Origin of the sequence: Pseudotabrizicola alkalilacus (assembly GCF_003443995.1) — a bacterium.
GTDB classification, from domain to species: Bacteria; Pseudomonadota; Alphaproteobacteria; order Rhodobacterales; family Rhodobacteraceae; genus Pseudotabrizicola; species Pseudotabrizicola alkalilacus.
The window spans coordinates 104232-125146 of sequence record NZ_QWEY01000008.1; the positions used below are offsets into that span (position 1 = coordinate 104232).

The 20915-nt window shown below is 62.8% G+C and carries 19 protein-coding genes and 2 riboswitches; of the genes, 9 read left to right on the plus strand and 10 right to left on the minus strand.

All coding sequences use genetic code 11. From position 1 onward, the window contains the following. Nucleotides 1-81: 81 nt before the first annotated feature. Nucleotides 82-588: a hypothetical protein gene (locus D1012_RS14645; protein ID WP_118153687.1), complete on the minus strand. Its 507-nt coding sequence runs from the start codon at nt 586-588 to the stop codon at nt 82-84. A gap of 251 nt (nt 589-839) precedes the next feature. Further along, nucleotides 840-1038, plus strand: a riboswitch (cobalamin riboswitch). A 121-nt stretch (nt 1039-1159) separates the two neighbouring features. Here D1012_RS14645 and D1012_RS14650 point away from each other — a divergent pair. From D1012_RS14650 to nrdF, 8 genes are all read left to right on the plus strand, one after another. After that, complete coding sequence (locus D1012_RS14650) at nt 1160-2398, plus strand: aromatic ring-hydroxylating oxygenase subunit alpha (protein WP_118153689.1); 1239 nt, start codon at nt 1160-1162, stop codon at nt 2396-2398. Continuing rightward, a complete protein-coding gene (locus D1012_RS14655) occupies nt 2395-3471 on the plus strand; it encodes an FAD-binding oxidoreductase (RefSeq protein WP_118153692.1) in 1077 nt (358 codons plus the stop codon). Before D1012_RS14650 ends, D1012_RS14655 begins: the two co-directional genes overlap by 4 nt. Nucleotides 3472-3663: 192 nt before the next feature. Beyond that, nucleotides 3664-4689, plus strand: a complete 1026-nt coding sequence (locus tag D1012_RS14660) for a homocysteine S-methyltransferase family protein (protein WP_118153696.1) — start codon at nt 3664-3666, stop codon at nt 4687-4689. Beyond that, the gene (gene metH, locus D1012_RS14665) at nt 4686-7400 is read left to right on the plus strand and encodes a methionine synthase (RefSeq protein WP_118153699.1); all 2715 of its coding nucleotides are present in this window, start codon (nt 4686-4688) and stop codon (nt 7398-7400) included. The genes D1012_RS14660 and metH overlap by 4 nt, the downstream gene beginning before the upstream one ends. A 37-nt stretch (nt 7401-7437) precedes the next feature. After that, nucleotides 7438-7638, plus strand: a riboswitch (cobalamin riboswitch). A 95-nt stretch (nt 7639-7733) separates the two neighbouring features. Beyond that, complete coding sequence (nrdH, locus tag D1012_RS14670; protein WP_118153702.1) at nt 7734-7955, plus strand: glutaredoxin-like protein NrdH; 222 nt, start codon at nt 7734-7736, stop codon at nt 7953-7955. A gap of 4 nt (nt 7956-7959) precedes the next feature. After that, nucleotides 7960-8373, plus strand: coding sequence for a class Ib ribonucleoside-diphosphate reductase assembly flavoprotein NrdI (gene nrdI, locus D1012_RS14675; protein ID WP_118153705.1), 414 nt, complete (start codon nt 7960-7962; stop codon nt 8371-8373). Further along, the gene (gene nrdE, locus D1012_RS14680; protein ID WP_118153708.1) at nt 8358-10481 is read left to right on the plus strand and encodes a class 1b ribonucleoside-diphosphate reductase subunit alpha; all 2124 of its coding nucleotides are present in this window, start codon (nt 8358-8360) and stop codon (nt 10479-10481) included. Before nrdI ends, nrdE begins: the two co-directional genes overlap by 16 nt. Before the next feature lie 61 nt (nt 10482-10542). After that, nucleotides 10543-11517, plus strand: coding sequence for a class 1b ribonucleoside-diphosphate reductase subunit beta (nrdF, locus tag D1012_RS14685; protein WP_118153711.1), 975 nt, complete (start codon nt 10543-10545; stop codon nt 11515-11517). Nucleotides 11518-11580: 63 nt separating this feature from the next. Here nrdF and D1012_RS14690 read toward each other — a convergent pair whose 3' ends face one another. Further along, the gene (locus tag D1012_RS14690; RefSeq protein ID WP_118153715.1) at nt 11581-12474 is read right to left on the minus strand and encodes an EamA family transporter; all 894 of its coding nucleotides are present in this window, start codon (nt 12472-12474) and stop codon (nt 11581-11583) included. Between the two features lie 168 nt (nt 12475-12642). Between D1012_RS14690 and D1012_RS14695 the strand changes: the two genes are divergently transcribed. Further along, nucleotides 12643-13203: a helix-turn-helix domain-containing protein gene (locus tag D1012_RS14695; RefSeq protein WP_118153718.1), complete on the plus strand. Its 561-nt coding sequence runs from the start codon at nt 12643-12645 to the stop codon at nt 13201-13203. On the opposite strand, the gene D1012_RS14700 is transcribed toward D1012_RS14695, so the two are convergent. The 8 genes from D1012_RS14700 to D1012_RS14735 all read right to left on the minus strand — a co-directional run bounded on the left by D1012_RS14700 (nt 13200) and on the right by D1012_RS14735 (nt 20908). Then, complete coding sequence (locus D1012_RS14700) at nt 13200-14519, minus strand: MATE family efflux transporter (RefSeq protein ID WP_118154050.1); 1320 nt, start codon at nt 14517-14519, stop codon at nt 13200-13202. The two genes, D1012_RS14695 and D1012_RS14700, sit on opposite strands and share 4 nt — an antisense overlap. Before the next feature lie 56 nt (nt 14520-14575). Next, nucleotides 14576-15658: an ABC transporter ATP-binding protein gene (locus tag D1012_RS14705; protein ID WP_118153721.1), complete on the minus strand. Its 1083-nt coding sequence runs from the start codon at nt 15656-15658 to the stop codon at nt 14576-14578. Next, nucleotides 15651-16445, minus strand: coding sequence for an ABC transporter permease (locus D1012_RS14710; protein ID WP_118153723.1), 795 nt, complete (start codon nt 16443-16445; stop codon nt 15651-15653). Before D1012_RS14710 ends, D1012_RS14705 begins: the two co-directional genes overlap by 8 nt. Continuing rightward, complete coding sequence (locus D1012_RS14715; protein WP_118153726.1) at nt 16442-17404, minus strand: ABC transporter permease; 963 nt, start codon at nt 17402-17404, stop codon at nt 16442-16444. The genes D1012_RS14710 and D1012_RS14715 overlap by 4 nt, the downstream gene beginning before the upstream one ends. 102 nt (nt 17405-17506) lie before the next feature. Beyond that, nucleotides 17507-18553, minus strand: a complete 1047-nt coding sequence (locus D1012_RS14720; protein ID WP_435530925.1) for an ABC transporter substrate-binding protein — start codon at nt 18551-18553, stop codon at nt 17507-17509. Between the two features lie 126 nt (nt 18554-18679). Then, nucleotides 18680-19798, minus strand: coding sequence for an NAD/NADP octopine/nopaline dehydrogenase family protein (locus tag D1012_RS14725; RefSeq protein ID WP_118153729.1), 1119 nt, complete (start codon nt 19796-19798; stop codon nt 18680-18682). A 25-nt stretch (nt 19799-19823) separates the two neighbouring features. Further along, on the minus strand, nt 19824-20420 hold the full coding sequence (locus tag D1012_RS14730; protein WP_118153732.1) for a peroxidase-related enzyme: 597 nt from the start codon (nt 20418-20420) through the stop codon (nt 19824-19826). Continuing rightward, nucleotides 20417-20908 carry a carboxymuconolactone decarboxylase family protein gene (locus tag D1012_RS14735; protein ID WP_118153735.1) on the minus strand — a complete coding sequence of 164 codons (492 nt, stop codon included), beginning with the start codon at nt 20906-20908 and terminating at the stop codon, nt 20417-20419. The genes D1012_RS14730 and D1012_RS14735 overlap by 4 nt, the downstream gene beginning before the upstream one ends. Nucleotides 20909-20915: the final 7 nt, after the last annotated feature.

Here is a 20915-nt window from a genome sequence, read left to right on the forward strand (position 1 = left end):
GACCGGGGCATACCGGGCAAGAGTTGCTCTTCCGTTCCGGTCCGGAGCCTGACATCTGCCGGGCTCCTGTCGCTGTGACGCTCAGACTCCGGGCGGCAAGGTGGCCTCTGCCGTCAACGGGGCAAGGCTTGCCAGATCGGCGGCCGCATCCAGCAGAGCGGCAACCGGGCGGGCGTCGCACAAAAGCAGCGCATAGGTCATCGCGCGGCCGGTGCTGCCCCGGCGGCTGTGGTGCAGAATGCGGAGCAGATGCAGCTCGTTCTCGGTCATCACCGCGGCACAGCCTGCGCAGAACGGATTGGCATAGCGGAAGGTTTCGCTGCGCGAGATCGCCATGGTCTGCACGAAAGCCGTCAACCCTGCCAGCAGGATGCCGCCCCGGTGGCAGCCGAACAGGGTGTGGGCCACCTGTGCAACGTCTGGCGCATAGCGGGGCCGGGTTTTGCTCATCCCGGCGAAAATCAACCGCATCACCTCCAGCGCGCGGATCTCGAAACTGTCAAAGCCAGATCCGGCAAGCAGCCGCTCACGCGGGCCGGGCTGGCCGCAGCGTCTGATATGGTTCGTTGCACCCCGGAACGCGGACATGGGATCCCCTTTTGGCTGGACCGCGCGGCGTGAGGGAAAGAGGAAAGTCACCACGCGGTCCGGTTTGAAACGCTGCCTGTCCGTCCCGGGGTCTGCGCCCGGTTCTTTCGGTGGGTGATAAATACCTACTAAATCTATCAGGATAGTCAAGCCCCTTCCTGAGTGCATCCGCAGCCGGGCGCAACCGGCGGCGGCGCGTCGGAAATTGATGATGCAAAGTCGCCGCTGCTATGCGGCATTTCCGGCCCTGTTATATGGTGCCTGGGCAAGGTGCCGCTGGCGACAGCGGAGCATTGGGAAGCCGGTGCAATTCCGGCGCTGCCCCCGCAACGGTAAAGGGAGAGCGGCGTGACATAGACCACTGGGGGCCTCTGCCCTTGGGAAGGTGTCGCGTCCGGGCCGCAAGGCCCGCTCTTCAGCCCGGAAACCAGCCCTGCACCGAGACGCACACCGCGGCAGCGGTGGGGCATGCAGGGGTCGGATTGTGCCCCCCTGCGGCCCCGTCGCCCCCCTGCCGTATATCACTATCCACCGTTCTCATGCGGGGAGGCATGGGGCAAGCGAGGTCAAGATGCTCAGCCAAGGCGACACATACGCGCAGATCCGGTCGCGGAAACCGGATTTCTCTCTGTCGCGCGAGCTTTATGCCGATCCGGGCGTTTACCAGACGGATCTGGAGGCCATCTGGTACAAGGAATGGATCTTTGCCGTTCCGGCCTGCGAGCTGGCAAAGCCCGGTGCCTATGCAACGATGCAGGTCGGGGCCTATCCGGTGGTTGTGATCCGCGGCAAGGACATGCGCATCCGCGCCTTTCACAACGTCTGCCGCCATCGCGGGCAACGGCTGTGCGCCAAGGTGTCGGGGTCGACGACCAATCTGGTCTGCCCCTATCACCAATGGACCTATGATCTGGAGGGCAAGCTGATCTTTGCCCGTGACATGGGCGAGGATTTCAACCCGCAGGCCTTTGGCCTGAAAAAGGTGCATTGCGTCGATCTGAGCGGTGTCATCTATATCTGTCTGGCCGCTGTTCCGCCGCCGATTGCCGATCTGGCCAAGACCGCGATGACCTATCTGGCGCCGTCGGGCCTGGGCGATGCCAAGGTGGCGTTCACGTCGAGCATCATCGAAAACGGCAACTGGAAGCTGGTGATCGAGAACAACCGCGAATGCTATCATTGTGGCGGCTCGCACCCATCGCTGTGCCGCACCTTCTCGGACAATCCCAAGATGGGTGCGATGGATGGGCCGCATTCGGCCAGCCCGGAGATTCTGGAGCATTGGGACCGTTGCGAAGCGGCGGGCCTGCCATCGCGCTTTGTCCATCACCCGGCGTTTCAATGGCGGCTGGCGCGGATTCCGCTGCTGAACAACGCCGAAAGCTATACGATGAGCACAAAGGCCGCAGTGGCCCGGCGCATGGGGACGATGCCGTTCAACGATGCGGGCAGCCTGCTGATGTATCACTACCCCAACACCTGGAACCATTTCCTGGGCGATCACGCCATCACCTTCCGGGTGCTGCCGGTGAGTGCGACGCAAACCGAGGTGACGACGACCTGGCTGGTGCACAAGGACGCGGTCGAAGGGGTCGACTACGATCTGAAAACGCTGACCGAGGTGTGGCTGGCCACCAATGACGAAGACCGTCAGGTGGTCGAGGAAAACCAGAAGGGCATTCTGTCCCCGGCCTATGAACCCGGCCCCTACTCGCCGATTCAGGAAGAAGGCGTGATCCAGTTCGTCGACTGGTATTGCACGCTGATGGCTGATCGGCTTGCGCCGCAACCGGCACAGGCGGCGGAATGATGGAGACGAAAATCAACTGGTCGGGCAAGCCGTGGCGCGACTCCGAGCCGCTGGAATGCGCGATGGTGGTGCCCGATGTGGCCGACACCGCCACCTTCACCTTTCGCGCGCCGTCGGGCGCGTGGTTCGACTACCAGCCCGGTCAGTTCATCACGCTGGATTTGCCGGTGCCGGGCGGGAATGTGCAGCGGACCTATACCATTTCCTCGTCGCCCTCCCGCCCGCTGTCGATCTCTGTCACGGTCAAGGCGCAGGCGAACAGCATCGGCACGCGCTGGATGCTGGATCATCTGAAACCGGGGATGCGGATAAAGGCCTTCGGGCCCAGCGGGATTTTCAGCTTTCACCGACACCCGGCGCAGAAGTACCTGTTCATCTCGGCGGGGTCGGGCATCACCCCGATGATGTCGATGACGACCTGGGCCTGGGATTCGGGCACGATGCCGGACATCGCCTTTGTCCACGCGGCGCGGCGGCCCTCTGACATCATCTTTCGCGAACGGCTGGAGCAGTTTGCCAACCGCGTTCCGGGGCTGAAGCTGCGGTTCACGGTCGAAGAGCCGGATCCGTTCCGCGCGTGGTCGGGCTATCAGGGGCGGCTGAGCCAGATCATGCTGGGGCTGATGGCCCCGGATTATCTGGAGCGCGAGGTGTTCTGCTGCGGACCAGAGCCGTTCATGCAGGGCGTGCGCGAGATGCTGGTCTCGCTTGGCTACAACATGGACCAGTATCATCAGGAAAGCTTTGGCGCGCCGGCGCGGACACTGGCCGAGGTGCCGGTGCATGACGATGTGGTGCCCGATGCGGGCACCAGCGCGTCGATCCGCTTTGCCGCCTCGGGGGTCACGGCGGCCTGTTCGGAAACCGATACCGTGCTGTCGGTGGCCAAGCAGTCGGGGCTGAACATTCCGTCCGGCTGCACCTTTGGCCTGTGTGGCACCTGCAAGATCCGCAAGCTGTCGGGCGATGTGCATATGGTGCATAACGGCGGCATTTCGGAAGACGAAGTTGCGGAGGGGTATATCCTTGCCTGCTGCTCGGTTCCGATTGGCGATGTGAGCGTGGATGTCTGATCTCTCGGGCTCATCCCAAAGCTGCGGTCTGAGGTGACCTCAGCTTTGGGGTTGTTCCCCTTGCCTCTGGCAACCGGCAAGGCAGAACGAACTTGCGCGGGATTCATAATTTTTATTAGAAGTATGAATTTCCGTCATGCTGACAACTGCTGTAAGGTCTCGCTTTCCTGACATTGGAAGTGACCCTGCCCCATGCTTGACCACAGCCCCCGCCTTTCTCAGCTGGCCATACTGGCCCGAGAACGCATCCTGATCCTTGACGGCGCGATGGGAACGCAGATCCAGAATCTGGGGCTGTCCGAGGAGGATTATGGCGGCCATGGCTCGGGTCACGTCTGCCGCCACCATTCAGAGCATCCGCAAAAGGGCAACAATGACCTGTTGATCCTGACCCAGCCGCAGGCGATCGAGGACATCCATTTCCGTTACGCCATGGCGGGGGCCGATATTGTCGAGACCAACACCTTTTCGGCCACCACCATCGCGCAGGCCGATTACGGGATGGAAAACGCGGTTCACGATCTGAACGCCGAAGGCGCGCGCATCGTGCGCCGCGCGCTGGACCGGGCGACGGCGATGGACGGGCGGCCGCGCTTTGTGGCCGGGGCGGTGGGGCCGACAAACCGGACCGCCAGCCTGAGCCCCGATGTGAACGATCCGGGCTACCGCGCTGTGACGTTCGATGATCTGCGCATCGCCTATGGCCAGCAGGTGCGCGGGCTGGTGGCGGGCGGGGCGGATCTGATCCTGATCGAGACGATCTTTGACACGCTGAACGCCAAGGCGGCGATTTTCGCCTGTTTCGAGGTGTTTGCCGAAACCGGCTATCGCCTGCCCTTGATGATTTCGGGCACCATCACCGATGCCTCAGGGCGCACACTGTCGGGCCAGACGCCGACCGCGTTCTGGCATTCGGTCGCCCATGCCCGGCCCTTTACCGTGGGCTTGAACTGCGCGCTGGGGGCATCTGCCATGCGGCCGCATCTGGCCGAACTGGCGGGCGTGGCCCCCACCTTCATCTGCGCCTATCCCAATGCCGGGTTGCCCAATGCCTTTGGCCAATATGACGAGGGCCCGGACGAGACGGCGGCCCAGATTGCCGGGTTTGCGCGTGAGGGGCTGGTGAATGTGGTCGGCGGCTGCTGCGGCACCACGCCCGAGCATATCAAGGCCATCGCCGATGCCGTGGCAGGCCAAGCCCCAAGGATCGTGACATGACCCCCTATCTGCGCCTGTCGGGGCTGGAGCCCTTTGTCCTGACCCCGGACATTCCGTTTGTGAACATCGGCGAGCGGACCAATGTGACCGGCTCGGCCCGGTTCCGCAAACTGATCGTCAACCGCGACTATGCCGCAGCGCTGGAGGTGGCGCGCGATCAGGTCGAGAACGGCGCGCAGATCATCGACATCAACATGGATGAGGGTCTGATCGACTCGAAATCCGCGATGGTCGAGTTTCTGAACCTGCTGGCAGCAGAACCAGATATCGCCCGCGTGCCGGTGATGATCGACAGCTCCAAATGGGAGGTGATCGAGGCGGGCCTGAAATGCGTGCAGGGCAAGCCGGTGGTGAACTCGATCAGCATGAAAGAGGGCGAAGCCGCGTTCCGGCATCAGGCAGAGCTGTGCCTGGCCTATGGCGCAGCGGTCGTGGTGATGGCGTTTGACGAGGCCGGACAGGCCGACAGCTTTGCCCGCAAGACCGAAATCTGCGCCCGCGCCTATCGCATTCTGGTCGAGGAAGTGGGATTCCCACCCGAAGACATCATCTTTGACCCCAATATCTTTGCCGTGGCCACCGGGATTGAAGAGCACAACAATTACGGCGTTGATTTTCTGGAAGCGACGCGCTGGATCAGGCAGAACCTGCCGCATGCCCATGTCTCGGGCGGGGTGTCGAACCTGTCGTTCAGCTTTCGCGGCAATGATACCGTGCGCGAGGCGATGCATGCAGTGTTCCTGTACCATGCCATTCAGGCGGGCATGGATATGGGCATCGTCAATGCCGGGCAGCTGGTGGTTTATGACCAGATTGACCCGGAATTGCGCGAGGCCTGCGAAGATGTGGTGCTCAACCGCCGCACTGATGGCACCGACCGCCTGCTGGAGATCGCCGACCGCTTCAAGGGCGGCGCGCGCGAGGAAAAGCTGCGCGATCTGGCCTGGCGTGACTGGCCGGTGGAAAAGCGGCTGGAACATGCGCTGGTCAACGGCATCACCGAATTCATCGAAGCCGATACCGAAGCCGCGCGCCAGTTGGCAGACCGCCCGCTGCATGTGATCGAGGGCCCGCTGATGGCGGGTATGAACGTGGTGGGCGATCTGTTCGGCGCGGGCAAGATGTTCCTGCCGCAGGTGGTGAAATCGGCCCGCGTGATGAAACAGGCGGTGGCGGTGCTGCTGCCTTATATGGATGCCGAAAAGCTGGCCAATGGCGGCGAGGGGCGGCAGACGGCAGGCAAGGTGCTGATGGCGACGGTCAAAGGCGATGTGCATGACATCGGCAAGAACATCGTCGGCGTCGTACTGGCCTGCAACAATTACGAGATCATCGACCTGGGCGTGATGGTGCCGCCACAAAAGATCTTGCAGGTGGCGCGCGAGGAAAAGGTCGATGTGATCGGCTTGTCGGGGCTGATCACGCCCAGCCTGGACGAAATGGTGCATCTGGCCTCCGAGATGCAGCGCGAGGGCTTTACCCTTCCGCTGCTGATCGGCGGGGCGACCACATCCAAAGTGCACACCGCCGTCAAGATCGCGCCGCGCTATGCCGGTCCGGCGGTCTATGTGCTGGATGCCAGCCGCGCGGTGGGGGTGGTCTCGGCGCTCTTAAGCCCGGAGCAGCAGGGTCCGTTCATCGCCTCCTTGCGCGACGAATACCGCGAGGTGGCCGAGCGGCATGAGCGCAACGAGCGGGCAAAGCAGCGGCTGCCGCTGGCACAGGCCCGCGCCAATGCGCTGAGGCTGGACTGGCAGGCCTATGCCGTGCCCGCGCCAAAACGGCTGGGCGCGCAAGTGATTGACGACTGGGATCTGGCCGAAATCGCCCGCTATATCGACTGGACCCCGTTCTTCCAGACTTGGGAGCTGAAGGGCAGCTATCCGAAAATCCTGAACGATGAAAAGCAGGGCGAGGCCGCCCGCGCGCTGTTTGCCGATGCGCAGGAGATGCTGCAGCGCATCATCACCGAGCGCTGGTTCGGCCCGCGTGCAGTGGTGGGCTTCTGGCCCGCAAATGCGGTGGGGGAGGATATCCGGCTGTTTGCCGATGAGACCCGCACCAAGACGCTCGCCACGCTGCACACCCTGCGCCAGCAACATGCCAAGCGCGAGGGGCGCCCGAATGTGGCGCTGGCCGATTTTGTGGCCCCCGAAGGCACCGTGCCCGATTACGTCGGTGGCTTTGTGGTGACGGCAGGCCCGGAAGAGGCGGCGATCGCAGCGCGGTTTGATGAGAAAAACGACAATTACTCCGCCATTCTGGTCAAGGCCCTGGCGGACCGTTTTGCCGAGGCTATGGCCGAAATGCTGCACCAACGGGTGCGGCGCGAACTCTGGGGCTATGCCGAGGGCGAGCAGTTTGCCCCCGACGAGCTGGTGGGCGAGCCCTATCGCGGCATCCGACCTGCCCCCGGCTATCCGGCACAGCCCGACCACACCGAAAAGCTGACCCTGTTCCGCCTGCTGGACGCCGAGGCGGCGACAGGGGTGGAACTGACCGAAAGCATGGCGATGTGGCCCGGATCTTCGGTTTCGGGGCTTTATATCGGCCATCCTGACAGCTATTACTTTGGCGTGGCCAAGGTCGAACGCGATCAGGTTGCCGACTATGCCGCGCGCAAGGGCATGGATCTGGCCGAGGCCGAACGCTGGCTTGCGCCGATCCTCAACTACATCCCCTCGCCCTCTGCCGCCCTCGCGGCAGAATAACGCGACCACTACATATTGACAGCCGAAGGCGTTCCGGGTCAATTAGTAGCGTCATGGTGACCCGAGGCGACTCGGGGATGAAAAGGGAAGCCGGTGCGGGTCTTGACCCAAAGCCGGTGCTGCCCCCGCAACTGTAAGCGGCGAGCGACGCTGAAACGCCACTGGGGGCTAGCCCTTGGGAAGGTCAGCCGAGCCCCGACCCGCGAGCCAGGAGACCTGCCTTGACGCAGACGACCGAAACCGTGCGGTGGGCATGGGGGCGTGATCGTGGCGGGTGTCCTGCCTTTGATCCGTGCCTGTTCCCGCAAGACACTGCCAAAAGGGACATAGGGCATGACCATCACCGTTTATTCGAAACCCGCCTGCGTGCAATGCACCGCCACGACCCGCGCGCTGGATGCCAAAGGGATCGCCTATAGCGTGATCGACCTGACCGAAGACGCCGAAGCGATGGAGCGGGTGATGTCGCTGGGCTACCGTCAGGCCCCCGTGGTGGTGGCTGGGGCTGCACATTGGGCCGGTTTCCGCCCCGACATGATCGGCCAGCTGGCCTGATGACGTGGGCGGGCTGGTCTATTATTCGTCCGCCTCGGGCAATACCGCGCGCTTTGTCGCGGCGCTTGGTCTGAGTGCCGCGCGGATCCCGATCCGGCCCGCCGACCCGATGCCTGCGCCTGCCCTGCCCTACGTGCTGATCTGCCCGACCTTTGCCGACGGCATGGGGCGCGGCGCGGTGCCAAAGCAGGTCATTGCCTTTCTGAACGACCCCGCCCGCCGCGCCCTGATCCGGGGTGTGATCGCCGGCGGAAACCGGAATTTCGGCGAGACCTATGCCCTTGCGGGCAAGGTGATCGCCGCAAAATGCGCCATACCCGTGCTGTACAGCTTTGAGCTGGCGGGAACCGAAACCGACGTAACCCGCGTGCGCGCGGGGCTTGACCGCTTCTGGGGGACTGAATGCTTGACGCCGTGAAACCCGCGCTGGATTACCACGCGCTGAATGCCATGCTGAACCTGTACGACGATCAGGGCCGCATCCGGTTTGACGCCGACCGGATGGCCGCACGGCAGTATTTCCTGCAGCATGTGAACCAGAACACGGTGTTCTTTCATTCGCTGGATGAAAAGCTGGGCTATCTGGTGGCCGAGGGCTATTATGAGGCCGCCGTTCTGGACCAGTATTCGCGCAACTTTCACCGCCAGATCTGGGATGCGGCCTATGCCGCCAAGTTCCGCTTTCCGACCTTTCTGGGCGCGTTCAAGTATTACACCAGCTACACCCTGAAAACCCGCGACGGGCAGCGCTATCTGGAGCGGTATGAGGACCGGGTGGTGATGGTCGCCCTGACACTGGCGCGCGGCAATGAAGATCTGGCGCTGCGGTTCATGGCAGAGATGCTGGCGGGCCGGTTCCAGCCCGCCACGCCCACCTTCCTGAACGCGGGCAAGGCGCAGCGCGGCGAGCTGATCTCGTGCTTCCTGCTGCGGATCGAAGACAATATGGAATCCATCGGGCGCAGCATCAATTCGGCGCTGCAGCTGTCGAAGCGTGGCGGCGGCGTGGCCCTGATGCTGACCAACCTGCGCGAGGCCGGTGCCCCGATCAAGGGGATCGAGAACCAGTCTTCGGGCGTGATCCCGGTGATGAAACTGCTCGAAGACAGCTTTTCCTATGCCAACCAACTGGGCGCGCGCCAAGGTGCGGGCGCGGTCTATCTGAACGCACACCACCCGGATATTCTGCGCTTTCTGGACACCAAGCGCGAGAATGCGGATGAAAAGATCCGCATCAAGACCCTGTCGCTGGGCGTGGTCATTCCCGACATCACCTTTGAGCTGGCCAAGAAAAATCAGGATATGTACCTGTTTTCGCCGCATGATGTGGAACGGGTGTACGGTGTGCCGTTCTCGGAAATCTCGGTCTCCGAGAAATATGCCGAGATGGTGGACGACAAGCGCATCAAGAAGCGCAAGATCAACGCGCGTGAGTTTTTCCAGACCATCGCCGAGATCCAGTTCGAATCCGGCTATCCCTATATCATGTTCGAGGACACGGTGAACCGCGCCAACCCGATTGCCGGGCGGATCAGCATGTCGAACCTGTGCTCGGAAATCCTGCAGGTGAACGCGGCCAGCGCCTTCAACGAGGATCTGAGCTACGCGCAGATGGGCAGCGATATTTCCTGCAACCTCGGCTCGCTGAACATCGCGGCCACCATGGATGGCCCGGATTTCGGGGCGACGGTGGAAAACGCGATCCGCGCGCTGACCGCCGTTTCGGAGATGTCGGCGATTGACTCGGTGCCGTCGATCCGGCGCGGCAATGACGAGGCGCATGCGGTCGGTCTGGGCCAGATGAACCTGCACGGGTTTCTGGCGCGCGAACGCATCCATTACGGCAGTGCCGAAGGGGTGGAGTTCACCTCGGTCTATTTCGCCGCCGTTGCCTATCACGCAATCCGCGCCTCTTGCCTGCTGGCGCAGGAAAAGGGCACGACCTTCACGGGCTTTGCCGAGTCGAAATACGCCGATGGCAGCTTCTTTGACAAATACACCAGCCGCGACTGGCTGCCCGCCCTGCCCGATGTGGCGCGGGTGTTCGCAAACATCACGCTGCCCACCCGCGCGGACTGGGCCAGCCTGCGCGCCGATGTGATGGCGCATGGGCTGTATAACCGCAACCTGCAGGCGGTGCCGCCGACCGGGTCGATCAGCTATATCAACAACTCCACCAGCTCGATCCACCCGATCGTGTCCAAGATCGAGATCCGCAAGGAAGGCAAGATCGGCCGGGTCTATTACCCCGCCGCCTTCATGACCAATGACAATCTGGACTACTATCGCGATGCCTATGAAATCGGGCCGGAGGCGATCATCGACGTCTATGCAGCGGCGACCGAACATGTCGATCAGGGCCTGAGCCTGACGCTGTTTTTCCCATCGGATGCCACCACCCGCGACATCAACCGCGCGCAGATCTACGCGTGGAAAAAAGGCATCAAGACCATCTATTACATCCGCCTGCGCCAGACCGCCCTTGAGGGGACGGAAGTGCAGGGCTGCGTTTCCTGCACGTTGTGAGAACGGCACCCGCCGGGGGTTTCACACCCCCGGACCCCCGTGGGATATTTGAGGACAGAAAATGAAAGATACGATCACCCCGGTCGCCGTGCCGCGCGCCATCAACTGGAACCGTCTGCAGGATGACAAGGATCTGGAGGTCTGGAACCGGCTGACGGTCAACTTCTGGCTGCCGGAAAAGGTGCCGCTGTCGAATGACGTGCAAAGCTGGGCCACGCTGCGGCCCGAAGAGCGCGAGCTGACGATCCGGGTGTTCACCGGGCTGACGCTGCTCGACACGATCCAGAACACGGTCGGCGCGCCGGCGCTGCTGCCCGATGCCCAGACCCCGCATGAAGAGGCGGTGCTGACCAACATCGCCTTTATGGAGGCGGTGCATGCCCGCAGCTATTCGTCGATCTTCTCGACCCTGTGTTCGACCAAAGAGGTGGACGAAGCGTTCCGCTGGTCCGAAGACAACCCGCATCTGCAGGCCAAGGCCCGCGCGATCCTGTCCGATTATGCCCCCGGCGCGGATCCGCTGAAGCGCAAGATCGCAAGCGTGTTTCTGGAAAGCTTCCTGTTCTACTCCGGGTTCTACCTGCCGATGTACTGGTCCAGCCGCGCGCGGCTGACCAATACGGCCGATCTGATCCGGCTGATCATCCGCGACGAGGCGGTGCATGGCTATTACATCGGTTACAAGTTCCAGCGCGCGCTGGAGCGCGAGACAGAGGCGCGGCAGGCCGAGCTGAAGGATTACGCCTTTGCGCTGATGTTCGATCTGTATGACATCGAGGCGAAATATACCGCCGAGCTTTATGACGGCATCGGCCTGACCGAAGATGTCAAAGCCTTCCTGCATTACAACGCCAACAAGGCGTTGCAGAATCTGGGCTATGAGGCGCTGTTCCCGCCCGCCGCCTGCGAGGTGAACCCCGCCATTCTGGCGGCACTCAGCCCGGACAGCGAAAACCACGACTTCTTTTCCGGCTCGGGCTCGTCTTATGTGATCGGCAAGGCGGTCGCGACCGAAGATGAAGACTGGGATTTCTGACCAGCGAACGCACAATCCTGGCCGCCGGGGTTATCCCCGGCGGCAGGCGGCCAGGCGATTGCGTCAAACGCCCTCCAGCACCAGAAAAATCACGCAGAGTGAAACCAGAAGCACCCCGGTCAATTCCCGCAGGCCCAGTTTTTCGCGGAAGTAGAAGGTGGAGAACAGCAGGGTAAAGATCACCTCGACCTGCCCCAGCGCGCGGACGTAAGCCGCATTCTGCAAGGAAAACGCCGCAAACCAGCCCAGCGAGCCCAACAGCCCGGTGATGCCGACCGGCCCGGTTCGGCGCCAGCCTTGCAGCACGCGCCGGATCTCACCCGGTTCGCGCAGCACCAGCCAGACCGCCATGATCACCGATTGCATCACCGTCGCTGCCGCCAGTGCCAGCAGGGCGCGCAGCAGAAACGGCGCAGGTTCCAGCGACAGCGTGGCCCCGCGATAGCAGATGGCGGCCACCGCAAACAGCCCGCCCGCCGCAAGGCCAAAAGCGACCGGACGCCCCTCAAACGCCGCTGTGCGACCAGCAGGAAACGACAGACACACCAGCCCGGCAAACCCAATGGCCATCGACAGGGCAGCAGGCCCGGACACGGTTTCGCCAAGGATCAGGGCCGAGGCCACGGCGACCTGCAGCACTTCGGTCTTGGTAAAGGCAATGCCCGTCGCAAAGCTGCGCAGCCCCATCAGCCGGACCGTCAGCTCGGTCGCGATGATCTGGGCCACCCCGCCGACCAGCACAAAGCCAAAGAACGGCAGATCGGGAAACGGCAACGCAACGCCGGTCTGGCGGTACAGGACAAAGGCCGCGCCCGTCGCCAGCGGTGCCGCGAATAGAAAGCGGGCAAAGGTCGCGCCCCCCGGCGAAAGCCCGGTCGCACCCAATGCCTTTTGCAGGGCAAACCGAAGGGTCTGCGCCGCTGCGGCAAAGATCGTGAAGGCAATCCAGAGTTCCATCGGAAATGTGATGCCACGGCTCCGGCGGGAAAACCAGTCGCTGAATCGGCAAATTGACGTAGGGGCCGCGACACTTAAAACATTGCCATATCAGTCATATTGGGCCACGTTCAGAGAATTGCAGCCAAAATTCTGGCGCGCTTTATCCGCTTGTTTCAGAGATCCTCCATGAACCCCCGTTCTGAAATTCACGCCCGTCTGGCCGCCTCGCTCAAGGAAGCGCGGACCGCAAAGGGCCTGAGCCTTGATGCCGTGGCAAAGCTGTCCGGTGTCAGCCGCTCCATGGTCAGCCAGATCGAGCGCGGCGAATCCAGCCCGACGGTTGCGACGCTGTGGAACCTGACGCAGGCGCTTCAGGTCGATTTCGCCGGGCTCTTGGAAGCGCGCGAAACCCCACGGATCGAAGTGATCCGAGCCGAGGCCGCGCCGGTGATCGGCGGGCGCGGTCTTGGGGTCAGCATCCGCATCCTGTCCCCCGCTGAAGCAGTGGGGGTGCATGAAGTCTATGACCTGACCTTTGCCACCGGGGGCAAGCTGATCAGCGATCCGCACGGGCCGGGTTGCCGCGAGCATCTGACCCTGCTGGACGGAGCGATCGAGGTGACATCGGGCGAAGAAAGCCAGCAGCTGTCCACGGGCGATACAGCGCGCTATTTCGCCGACCGACCGCACCGGATCGAGGCCGTTGGCGGCCCGGCCCGCGCCATTCTGATCGTGCAGAACAGCTAGGCCTCCTGCGGCAGACGCGCCTTTGCCTCGACCTGCGGATAGCTGCGCGCCATCAGCAGGGTCCGCGCCAGGCTCATCACGATCAGCCCCAGCCACAGCGCATGATTGCCGATCAGCGGCAGACCGATGAGGATCGTGGCCAGATAGAAGATCAGCGAGACGAACATGACGTTGCGCATCTGGCGCGACATCGTGGCTCCGATGAAAATGCCGTCAAAGATAAAGCTGCCAAAGCTGGCCAGCGGCATGATCCAGACCCATGGCAGATAGCGCATCGCTTCGGCCTGCACCTCGGGCGCGGTGGTCATCAGCGCGATCAGCTGCGGCCCGCCCAGAAAGGCCGCTGTGGTCAGCAATAGACTGCCCCCCAGCGCCCATTGCCCCGACAGCAGCGCCGCCCGGCGCAACGGGCGGACGGCCCGCGCGCCCACCGCCTGCCCCACCAGCGCTTCGGCGGAAAAGGCAAAGGCATCAAGCATATACGAGAACAAGTGCAGAAACTGCAGCAAGACCTGATTGGCGGCAAGGCTGACATCGCCCTGCCCGGCCGACAGGAAGATGAACGAGGTATAGCTGGCCTGCAGCAGCACCGACCGCAGCACCAGATCGGCGTTCATCGACATGGTCTGCTTCAGGGCCACACGCTCGGCAATCTCGGCCCAGCGCGAGCGCAGCGCCGGCAGAAACGCCCCGCGGCACAACCAGAGGGCCATGCCAAAGCCCGCCCATTCGCCGATCAGGGTCGCTGCAGCCACCCCCGGCACGCCAAGGCCAAGCACCATCACGAACAGTACATCCAGCGCGATGTTGATGACGTTGATCCACAGCTGCAGCATCAGCACCGTGCGCGCCTTTTCCAGCGCGATCAGCCAGCCGGTCATGGCATACAGCGCGATGGTGGCGGGCGCCCCCCAGATGCGGATCGACACATAGGTGCGCGCCAGATCCTCCACCTCGTCCGATGCGGGCGACAGCATGAAGGCCCCGGCCAGCACCGGCAGGTGCAGCAGGATCATGCCCGCGCCGCACAGCGCGGCGATCAGCAGGGCACGGTGCAGAACCAGCGCGGTTTCGCGTGGCTGGCCCCGGCCATGCGCCTGCGCCGTCAGGCCGGAGGTGCCCATCCGCAGGAAAGTAAACAGCATATAGACCGTGGACAGGATGATCCCGCCAAGGCCAACCGCGCCGATCGGGGCCGCCTCGCCCATCTGTCCGACAACGGCCGTATCCACCAGACCCAGCAGCGGGATCGTGGCGTTTGACACGAGGATGGGCAGGGCAATGTTCAGAACCCTGCGATTGGTGATGTCCTGCATGATTTTGTCCGGCATGACGCGGGCCGGACCCGGCCCGCGTCACAGCCTGCTAAGGGTCAATCGGCCAGAAGGGTCAGGCTGTTGGCATTCCAGCCCAGCCAGACCGGACCATCGGCCAGTTCGCGGCCCCGGTCGGTGTCGGTATAGGCCTGCACCGTGGTCTCGCCCACGGCCACATCCAGCAGCATCCGGTGCCCCTTGAACAGCCGGTTCACCACCTGCCCTTGCACCGCATTGTCGGTGGCGGGACGGTCGCGCTGCACCTGAATCCGCTCTGGCCGCAGCGAGGCTGTGGCAGCACCCCCGGCCAGCGCCGCCCGGCCGGGCGTCGATGTGGCGCGCAACTGATGGCCCTGCCAGTCGAACCCGGCACTGCCCTGATCCACGGCCAGCGCCCGCCCCGACAGCAGGTTGGTCTCACCGATGAACTCGGCGACAAAACGGCTGGCGGGCTGGAAATACAGCTCTTCCGGGGTGCCGTCCTGTTCAATCCGGCCCTTGTTCATCACCACGATCCGGTCGGACATGGTCAGCGCCTCTTCCTGATCGTGGGTCACGAAGAAAAAGGTCTTGTTGGTCCGGCGTTGAATCGCCTTCAGCTCGACCTGAACCTGCGCCCGCAATTTGGCATCAAGCGCGCCCAGTGGTTCATCCAGCAGCAAAAGCGCCGGATCGGGGGCCAGCGCGCGGGCGAGTGCCACACGCTGCCGCTGCCCGCCCGACAGCTGGTCGGGGCGGCGGTCGAGATAGGCGGTCAGTTCGAGGAACGAGGCCAACTCGTCAATGCGGGCCTTGATCGCCGCTTGCCCCAGCCCCTTCAGCTCCAGACCAAAGGCGATGTTGCGCCGCACGGTCATGTTGGGAAACAGGGCATAGTCCTGAAACACCATGTTCACATTGCGCTTGTTCGGCGGCAGGGCGGTCACGTCCTTGCCGTTCAGGATCACCCGTCCGGTGTCGGGAGTCTCGAACCCGCCCAGAATGCGCAGCGTCGTGGATTTGCCGCAGCCTGACGGGCCGAGGAAAGTGACAAATTCACCGCTGGCAATGTTCAGGTTCATTTCGTGCAGCGCGATAAAGCTGCCGAAGGATTTGGTTACGCCTTCGATCCTGACGATCGGGTCTTTCACATCAGTCATTTGCAGCCCTCTTGGACATTCCGCGCATCGACCGTTCGGCCCAGAGGCCAAGCAAAGCGGTGAGCACCAGAACGATTGTGGAAATTGCATTGATCTCTGGCGACATGCCCGAGCGCAATTTAGCAAAGATCAGCACCGGAAGCGTTGGCTCGTAACCGCCGAGGAAGAACGAACGCACGAAGTCATCAAAGCTGAGCAGCATACAGAACACGCCGCCGCCGATCATGGCAGGTGTCAGATAAGGCAGCGTCACGCGGAAGAAGGTGATGATCGGGTCCGCCCCCAGATCGCGTGCCGCCTCGCCATAGCTTTTCGGCAGGGTCGACAGCCGGGCCATCACCACCAGCACCACAAAGGGCACGTTGTGGATGGCATGCGACCAGATGATCGCCCACATGCCCGGCTCCATCCCCACCACGCGCGCCGCGATGCGGAAGGCGATGGCCGAAATGACGCCGGGGATCACGGCGGGCAGCAGGGTCAGACCCAGGATGATGGCCCGGCCCCAGAACGAGCGCCCGGTCAGGGCCACGGCGATCCAGGTGCCCATGAACAGCGCAATCGCGGTCGAGACGACGGCAATCACCGCCGAATAGCCAAGGGCCTGCACCACCGCCGTATCGTTGAAGACGCCCAGATACCAATCCAGGGTCCAGGACCGGATCGGAAAACCGATGAACTTCGAATCCTTGAAGCCCATCAGCATCATCAGGAACAGAGGCACCAGCAGATAGAGCACAAAAGCCCAGTAGATGCATTGCATCAATATGCGCGTGTTGCGGGTCATTTCTTTACCCTTCCGGCCAGATGCCCCATGATCTTGTTAAATCCGCCTGACACCGCCAATGCAGTCAGCAGCATGATGCAGGAAAACGCAGCACCCACCGGCCACTGGTCGCCCGCCACATGAAAGAACCCGGCGATCACCTCGGAGAACAGGGTGGTGCTTGGCCCGCCCAGCAGAACCGGGGTTGCATACATGCCGGTCGAGATCAGGAACACCAGCGTGCAGCCTGACGCAATGCCTTCGAGCGACAGCGGCAGCGTGATGCGGCGAAAGCGCGTCCACGGCCCGGCGCCAAGGTCGGCGGCGGCTTCGGAATAATTGGCCGGAATTTTCTCCAGCGCGGAATAGAGCGGCATCAGCATGTAAAGCGCGGTCAGATAGATGATCCCCGCACTCAGCGAAAAGCCGGTATACATGAAGGGGATCGGCCGTTCGGTCAGCCCCAGAAATTGCAGCACAAGGTTCAGCGCACCGTTGTTGCCAAGCAGGATCATCATTGCAAAGATCCGCACCACCTCGCCCACCCAGAACGGGATCAGGAGCAGCATCAGAAACAGCATCTGGCGGTTGCGCGGCACATGCCGGGCCAGAAAATAGGCCACCGGATACATGATGATCAGCGTGGTCAGCGTCAGCACCGTGGAAAACACCATCGTTCGGATGAACGGCGTGATGAAGATGCCTTCGGTAAAGAACTTGCCGTAATGCTCCAGCGTATAGCTCGGCACCTTATTGGGGCTGGGCGGATAGTTGGTCAGCAGGCTGACATTCAGCATCTGCAGGATCGGCCCCAGATGGGTGACGAACACCCAGATCACCGGAATGGTCAGCAGCACCAGAAACTGCCGGCGCGGGGAGGCGAAGAGCACTTCGGTCAGGGCGGCATAAGGGCCAAAGCCGCTGAGCCGGCCCCAGAAACCTGGCCGATCAGCCTTGCCGGGCGCATTGGAAAGGGTCATGTGACGGAAAGCCTTTCAGGGGCCCGACCATCGGGTCAGGCAGGGCTGCGGGGGATGAGGCAGACTGCGGGTGGCGCAGGGCAAGCGCCACCCGCGTTCTGATCAGGCGGCCTTGATCTGCTCCACCGCCGGATCCATCAGGCGGTACTTCATCTCATTCGCCTCGGCGCGGAAGAATTGCAGACCGGCCAGCTGTTCCTCGGGGAACGAGGTGGCCTTGCGCTCGATCTCGGTCAGATGCTGGTCCACATCCTTGAAGGTCGAGATAAAGCCCGAGCTGCGGCTGAGGTTCGCCCCGATTTCCGGGCTGGACAGCAAAGCGTTCAGGAACAGATAGGCGTTGTCCGCGTTCGGCGCGCCCTTGGCAATGTTCATCGTATAGACAAAGCCATAGCTGCCCTCTTTCGGAATGGTCATCGCCACCGGGAAGCCATCGGTGATCAGCGTCGCAATCGGGCCGTTCCAGGCATGGGCCAGAACGATATCCTGATTGACAAACATCTGCTGCACTTCGGCACCGCCGTCATAGTATTTGCGGACCTTGGGCTTTTGCGCGATCAGGTAATCGCGCATTTCGGTCATGATCCGGGCGGCTTCGGCCTCATCGTTCATGTATTCGATCATGTTGCCGTCATAGCCGCGCGCCAGCATCAGCACCGACATCATGTCCTGCAGGATATAGGCGGTCTGTTGGCTGTACTTGTCAGCAAACAGCGTATCCCAGGACAGCGCTTCCTCTTCGCTGACCACTTCGGTGTTATAGGCCAGCACCTCGGCCCCCGACAGGATCGGCGCGCCCCATTTCTGGTCCTTGATGGTGCCCCAGTCGCTTTCCGAAAACACCGGGTTGATATTGCCCCAGTTGCTCAGCCGGCCGGTGTCCATCGGGGCCAGCAGATCGGAATCGATGAATTGCAGATAGCGATGGCCAGCCACGGTCAGGATGTCGACGGTCGGGTTCGGCTGCTCTGCCGCCAGCAGGTTGAACTGCTTGCCCTGATCATCCACCAGCCGGATGTTGACCTTGATCCCGGTCTCCGATTCGAACTGGGTCTTGAACGCGTCCGGCACAAAGTTGTTGTAGGTCCAGATGTTCACCTCGCCGCCGGTCTGCGCCATGCCGTGGCGCAGATAGGCCGGGCTGGCCAGCGCGGCAGCGCCGAGGGCAGTGCCGTGCAGAAAACGGCGGCGGTTCATAAGAAGTTTGGTCATGGTCATATCCTCTTGTCTGTTGGGGTTGAGGTCGGATCGGCCTTGGTCTGGTTCACAACGGGTTCATGTGCCCGTCTTTTCGGTGGTAGGAAGCGTGCCATCGGTACAGGCCTGCCGCAGCTGATCAAGGCTCAGCCGGTCCAGACCGATTTCGCTCAGTAAGGTATTTTCGGCCAGAAAATCGCGGCCATACATCGCCGAAAACAGCGCGACCCCGGACTGGTGCAGCACGGCCGGATGGCCCGCCATCTTGCCAAGCGCTGCCGTGACGGCAAGGCCGTAAGGCACGTCTTCGGTCACATAGCGGCTGTCGGCGGTGGCCGGACCCTGCCCGCCGATGCCCTTGGCATGCAGTTCGGCATTCATCTCGGCAATCGGGGCAACCGGCACGTGATAGGACAGGTGGTAATGTTCAAAGATCGTCCGCACCTTGAGGCCGAGGGCCGTAGCGATGGCCACCCGCTCGGCATCCAGCGCTTCCATCAGGCGGCCGACATTGGGGGTCACGTTGCCGCCCTGGCTCCAGGTCTCGCCATGTTCCATCCGGGTCATGTTGCACAGGGCGATGCCCATATGGTTTTGCGGGTTGAGGTTCGACAGCGAAATCGCCAGCACATCCTCACGCGGCACAAACCGGTCGCCGAACAGGGTCTGGCACAGCGCCAGCCCCTTTGCCGACTCGCTCACCGGCACGGTTGCCACGTCGATTTTTGAGCGGATGGTGTTGACCGAGACCGTCGCAAGGTCCGGCTGGCGCGCGGTGGCCAGCGTGGTGCCCCAGACCGTGACCGGCAGACGCACCCCGCGCTGAGCCACCTGACGCAGCAGATACAGCGCCCCGAATGACGCGTGCGAGCTGATGATCACGGGCTGGCCGTCGCGCAGATGCGGGGCGATGGCGTCGAGCACGGTCTTGTGGCCATAGCCGGGCAGCGCCACCAGAACCACATCAGAGGCAGCGACCAGGTCTTGCGCCGAGGCGGCGACGCCGGGATGAAACGCCCCCTCCAGCGCGCCCGTGGCCGTGAGCGCTTCACCAGCGGCAAGACGCGCGGTGCTTTTGCCCGACGGAGACCACAGAATGGCGCGGTGGCCCGCATCTTCCAGACAGGCCGCTGTGGCAAAGGCCACCGCCCCCGCTCCGGCAATTCCTACTGTCAGCTTTTCGTGCGTCGCAGCCATGTCGTCCCCTTTATTAGCTATGTCGTCATCCGCTCTTGCGGACCGGATCACCCAGAATGTGCATCAGCCGGTTTGCCCAGCTGAACAGCGCGGTCGACAGGATCAGATCGAGGATTTCCCCCTCATCCAGACCCGCCTCCCGCAGTTTCGCCACTTCTTGCGCCGTCGCCTGTTGCGGCGTGCGCGCCAGCCGCATGCCGAAATCGAGTATGGCACGGTCGCGCGGGCCAAGATCGGCCTTCTCCCCCATGGCAAACAGCTTGTCGGTCACCGTCTTGTCTTTGGACAGCTGCGCGTGGCGGTCGGCATGGACTGCCGCACAATAGATGCAATGGTTCACGATCGACGCAGCCAAGGCCCCCAGCTCACGCTCGGCCCGGCTCAGCCCGCCCTTGCCATACATGATCGCATTGAACAAAGGCGAGCGCACCTTGAGCGTTTCGACATCATGCGCCAGCACCAGCACATAATCGGAAACCTTGGTGTTCGACGGCGTCACCTGCAAGGCATCAAGCTGTTCCTGCGTCGCCTCGGCCAGTTTCACCGGAGTCACACGGGGCCGCCATTCAGGCACGTTGCGGGTAAAGCGGCGGATGATGTCATCGTTGGTCTTGACGGTCATTCTGCAGCCTCCACCAGCAAGCGCAGCCCGGCAATCAGGCGCAGCTGATAGGCCAGAAAGGCATTCAGCTCGGCCAGCCGCACGATATCGGCATCGCTGACCCCCGCCGATTGCAGCGCGGTGACGTCTTCGGCAATGATCTCACGCGGGTTTGTGCTGACCGCATCGGTAAAGGTCAGCATCGCCTGTACCTGCGCATCATCCGATGTGGTGCCCACGCTGGCCAGAGGGGACAGGGCAGCGTCGGTGACGCCAGCGGCATAGCGCGCGGCCTGATCCGGTTCGCCATGCAGCGCGGCAATCCGGGCTGCCAGAGCGTGGCGCAGATCATGCGACAGCCCACCCGGATCGGCGGGAGTCAGAACGGCAATTTCGGCGGCCTGCGTCTTTTCAAAAATATCGCGGCGGTTCAGAACTTCGGCTTCGATCTGCGATCCGGGCTTTGGCCGGGCGCTGGTGAGGACGGTACTGTTCATGATGTCGGTCATAATCCTG

Excerpts from the sequence above, each read along its gene's own strand:
- nrdH (WP_118153702.1), top strand. The coding sequence starts at position 7,734 with ATGACCATCACCGTTTATTCGAAACCCGCCTGCGTGCAATGCACCGCC.
- nrdF (WP_118153711.1), top strand. The coding sequence starts at position 10,543 with ATGAAAGATACGATCACCCCGGTCGCCGTGCCGCGCGCCATCAACTGG.
- D1012_RS14700 (WP_118154050.1), bottom strand. The coding sequence starts at position 14,519 with ATGCAGGACATCACCAATCGCAGGGTTCTGAACATTGCCCTGCCCATC.
- D1012_RS14660 (WP_118153696.1), top strand. The coding sequence starts at position 3,664 with ATGCTTGACCACAGCCCCCGCCTTTCTCAGCTGGCCATACTGGCCCGA.
- nrdE (WP_118153708.1), top strand. The coding sequence starts at position 8,358 with ATGCTTGACGCCGTGAAACCCGCGCTGGATTACCACGCGCTGAATGCC.
- D1012_RS14715 (WP_118153726.1), bottom strand. The coding sequence starts at position 17,404 with ATGACCCTTTCCAATGCGCCCGGCAAGGCTGATCGGCCAGGTTTCTGG.
- D1012_RS14695 (WP_118153718.1), top strand. The coding sequence starts at position 12,643 with ATGAACCCCCGTTCTGAAATTCACGCCCGTCTGGCCGCCTCGCTCAAG.
- D1012_RS14645 (WP_118153687.1), bottom strand. The coding sequence starts at position 588 with ATGTCCGCGTTCCGGGGTGCAACGAACCATATCAGACGCTGCGGCCAG.
- D1012_RS14725 (WP_118153729.1), bottom strand. The coding sequence starts at position 19,798 with ATGGCTGCGACGCACGAAAAGCTGACAGTAGGAATTGCCGGAGCGGGG.
- D1012_RS14735 (WP_118153735.1), bottom strand. The coding sequence starts at position 20,908 with ATGACCGACATCATGAACAGTACCGTCCTCACCAGCGCCCGGCCAAAG.
- D1012_RS14650 (WP_118153689.1), top strand. The coding sequence starts at position 1,160 with ATGCTCAGCCAAGGCGACACATACGCGCAGATCCGGTCGCGGAAACCG.
- D1012_RS14710 (WP_118153723.1), bottom strand. The coding sequence starts at position 16,445 with ATGACCCGCAACACGCGCATATTGATGCAATGCATCTACTGGGCTTTT.
- D1012_RS14655 (WP_118153692.1), top strand. The coding sequence starts at position 2,395 with ATGATGGAGACGAAAATCAACTGGTCGGGCAAGCCGTGGCGCGACTCC.
- metH (WP_118153699.1), top strand. The coding sequence starts at position 4,686 with ATGACCCCCTATCTGCGCCTGTCGGGGCTGGAGCCCTTTGTCCTGACC.
- D1012_RS14705 (WP_118153721.1), bottom strand. The coding sequence starts at position 15,658 with ATGACTGATGTGAAAGACCCGATCGTCAGGATCGAAGGCGTAACCAAA.
- D1012_RS14690 (WP_118153715.1), bottom strand. The coding sequence starts at position 12,474 with ATGGAACTCTGGATTGCCTTCACGATCTTTGCCGCAGCGGCGCAGACC.
- D1012_RS14730 (WP_118153732.1), bottom strand. The coding sequence starts at position 20,420 with ATGACCGTCAAGACCAACGATGACATCATCCGCCGCTTTACCCGCAAC.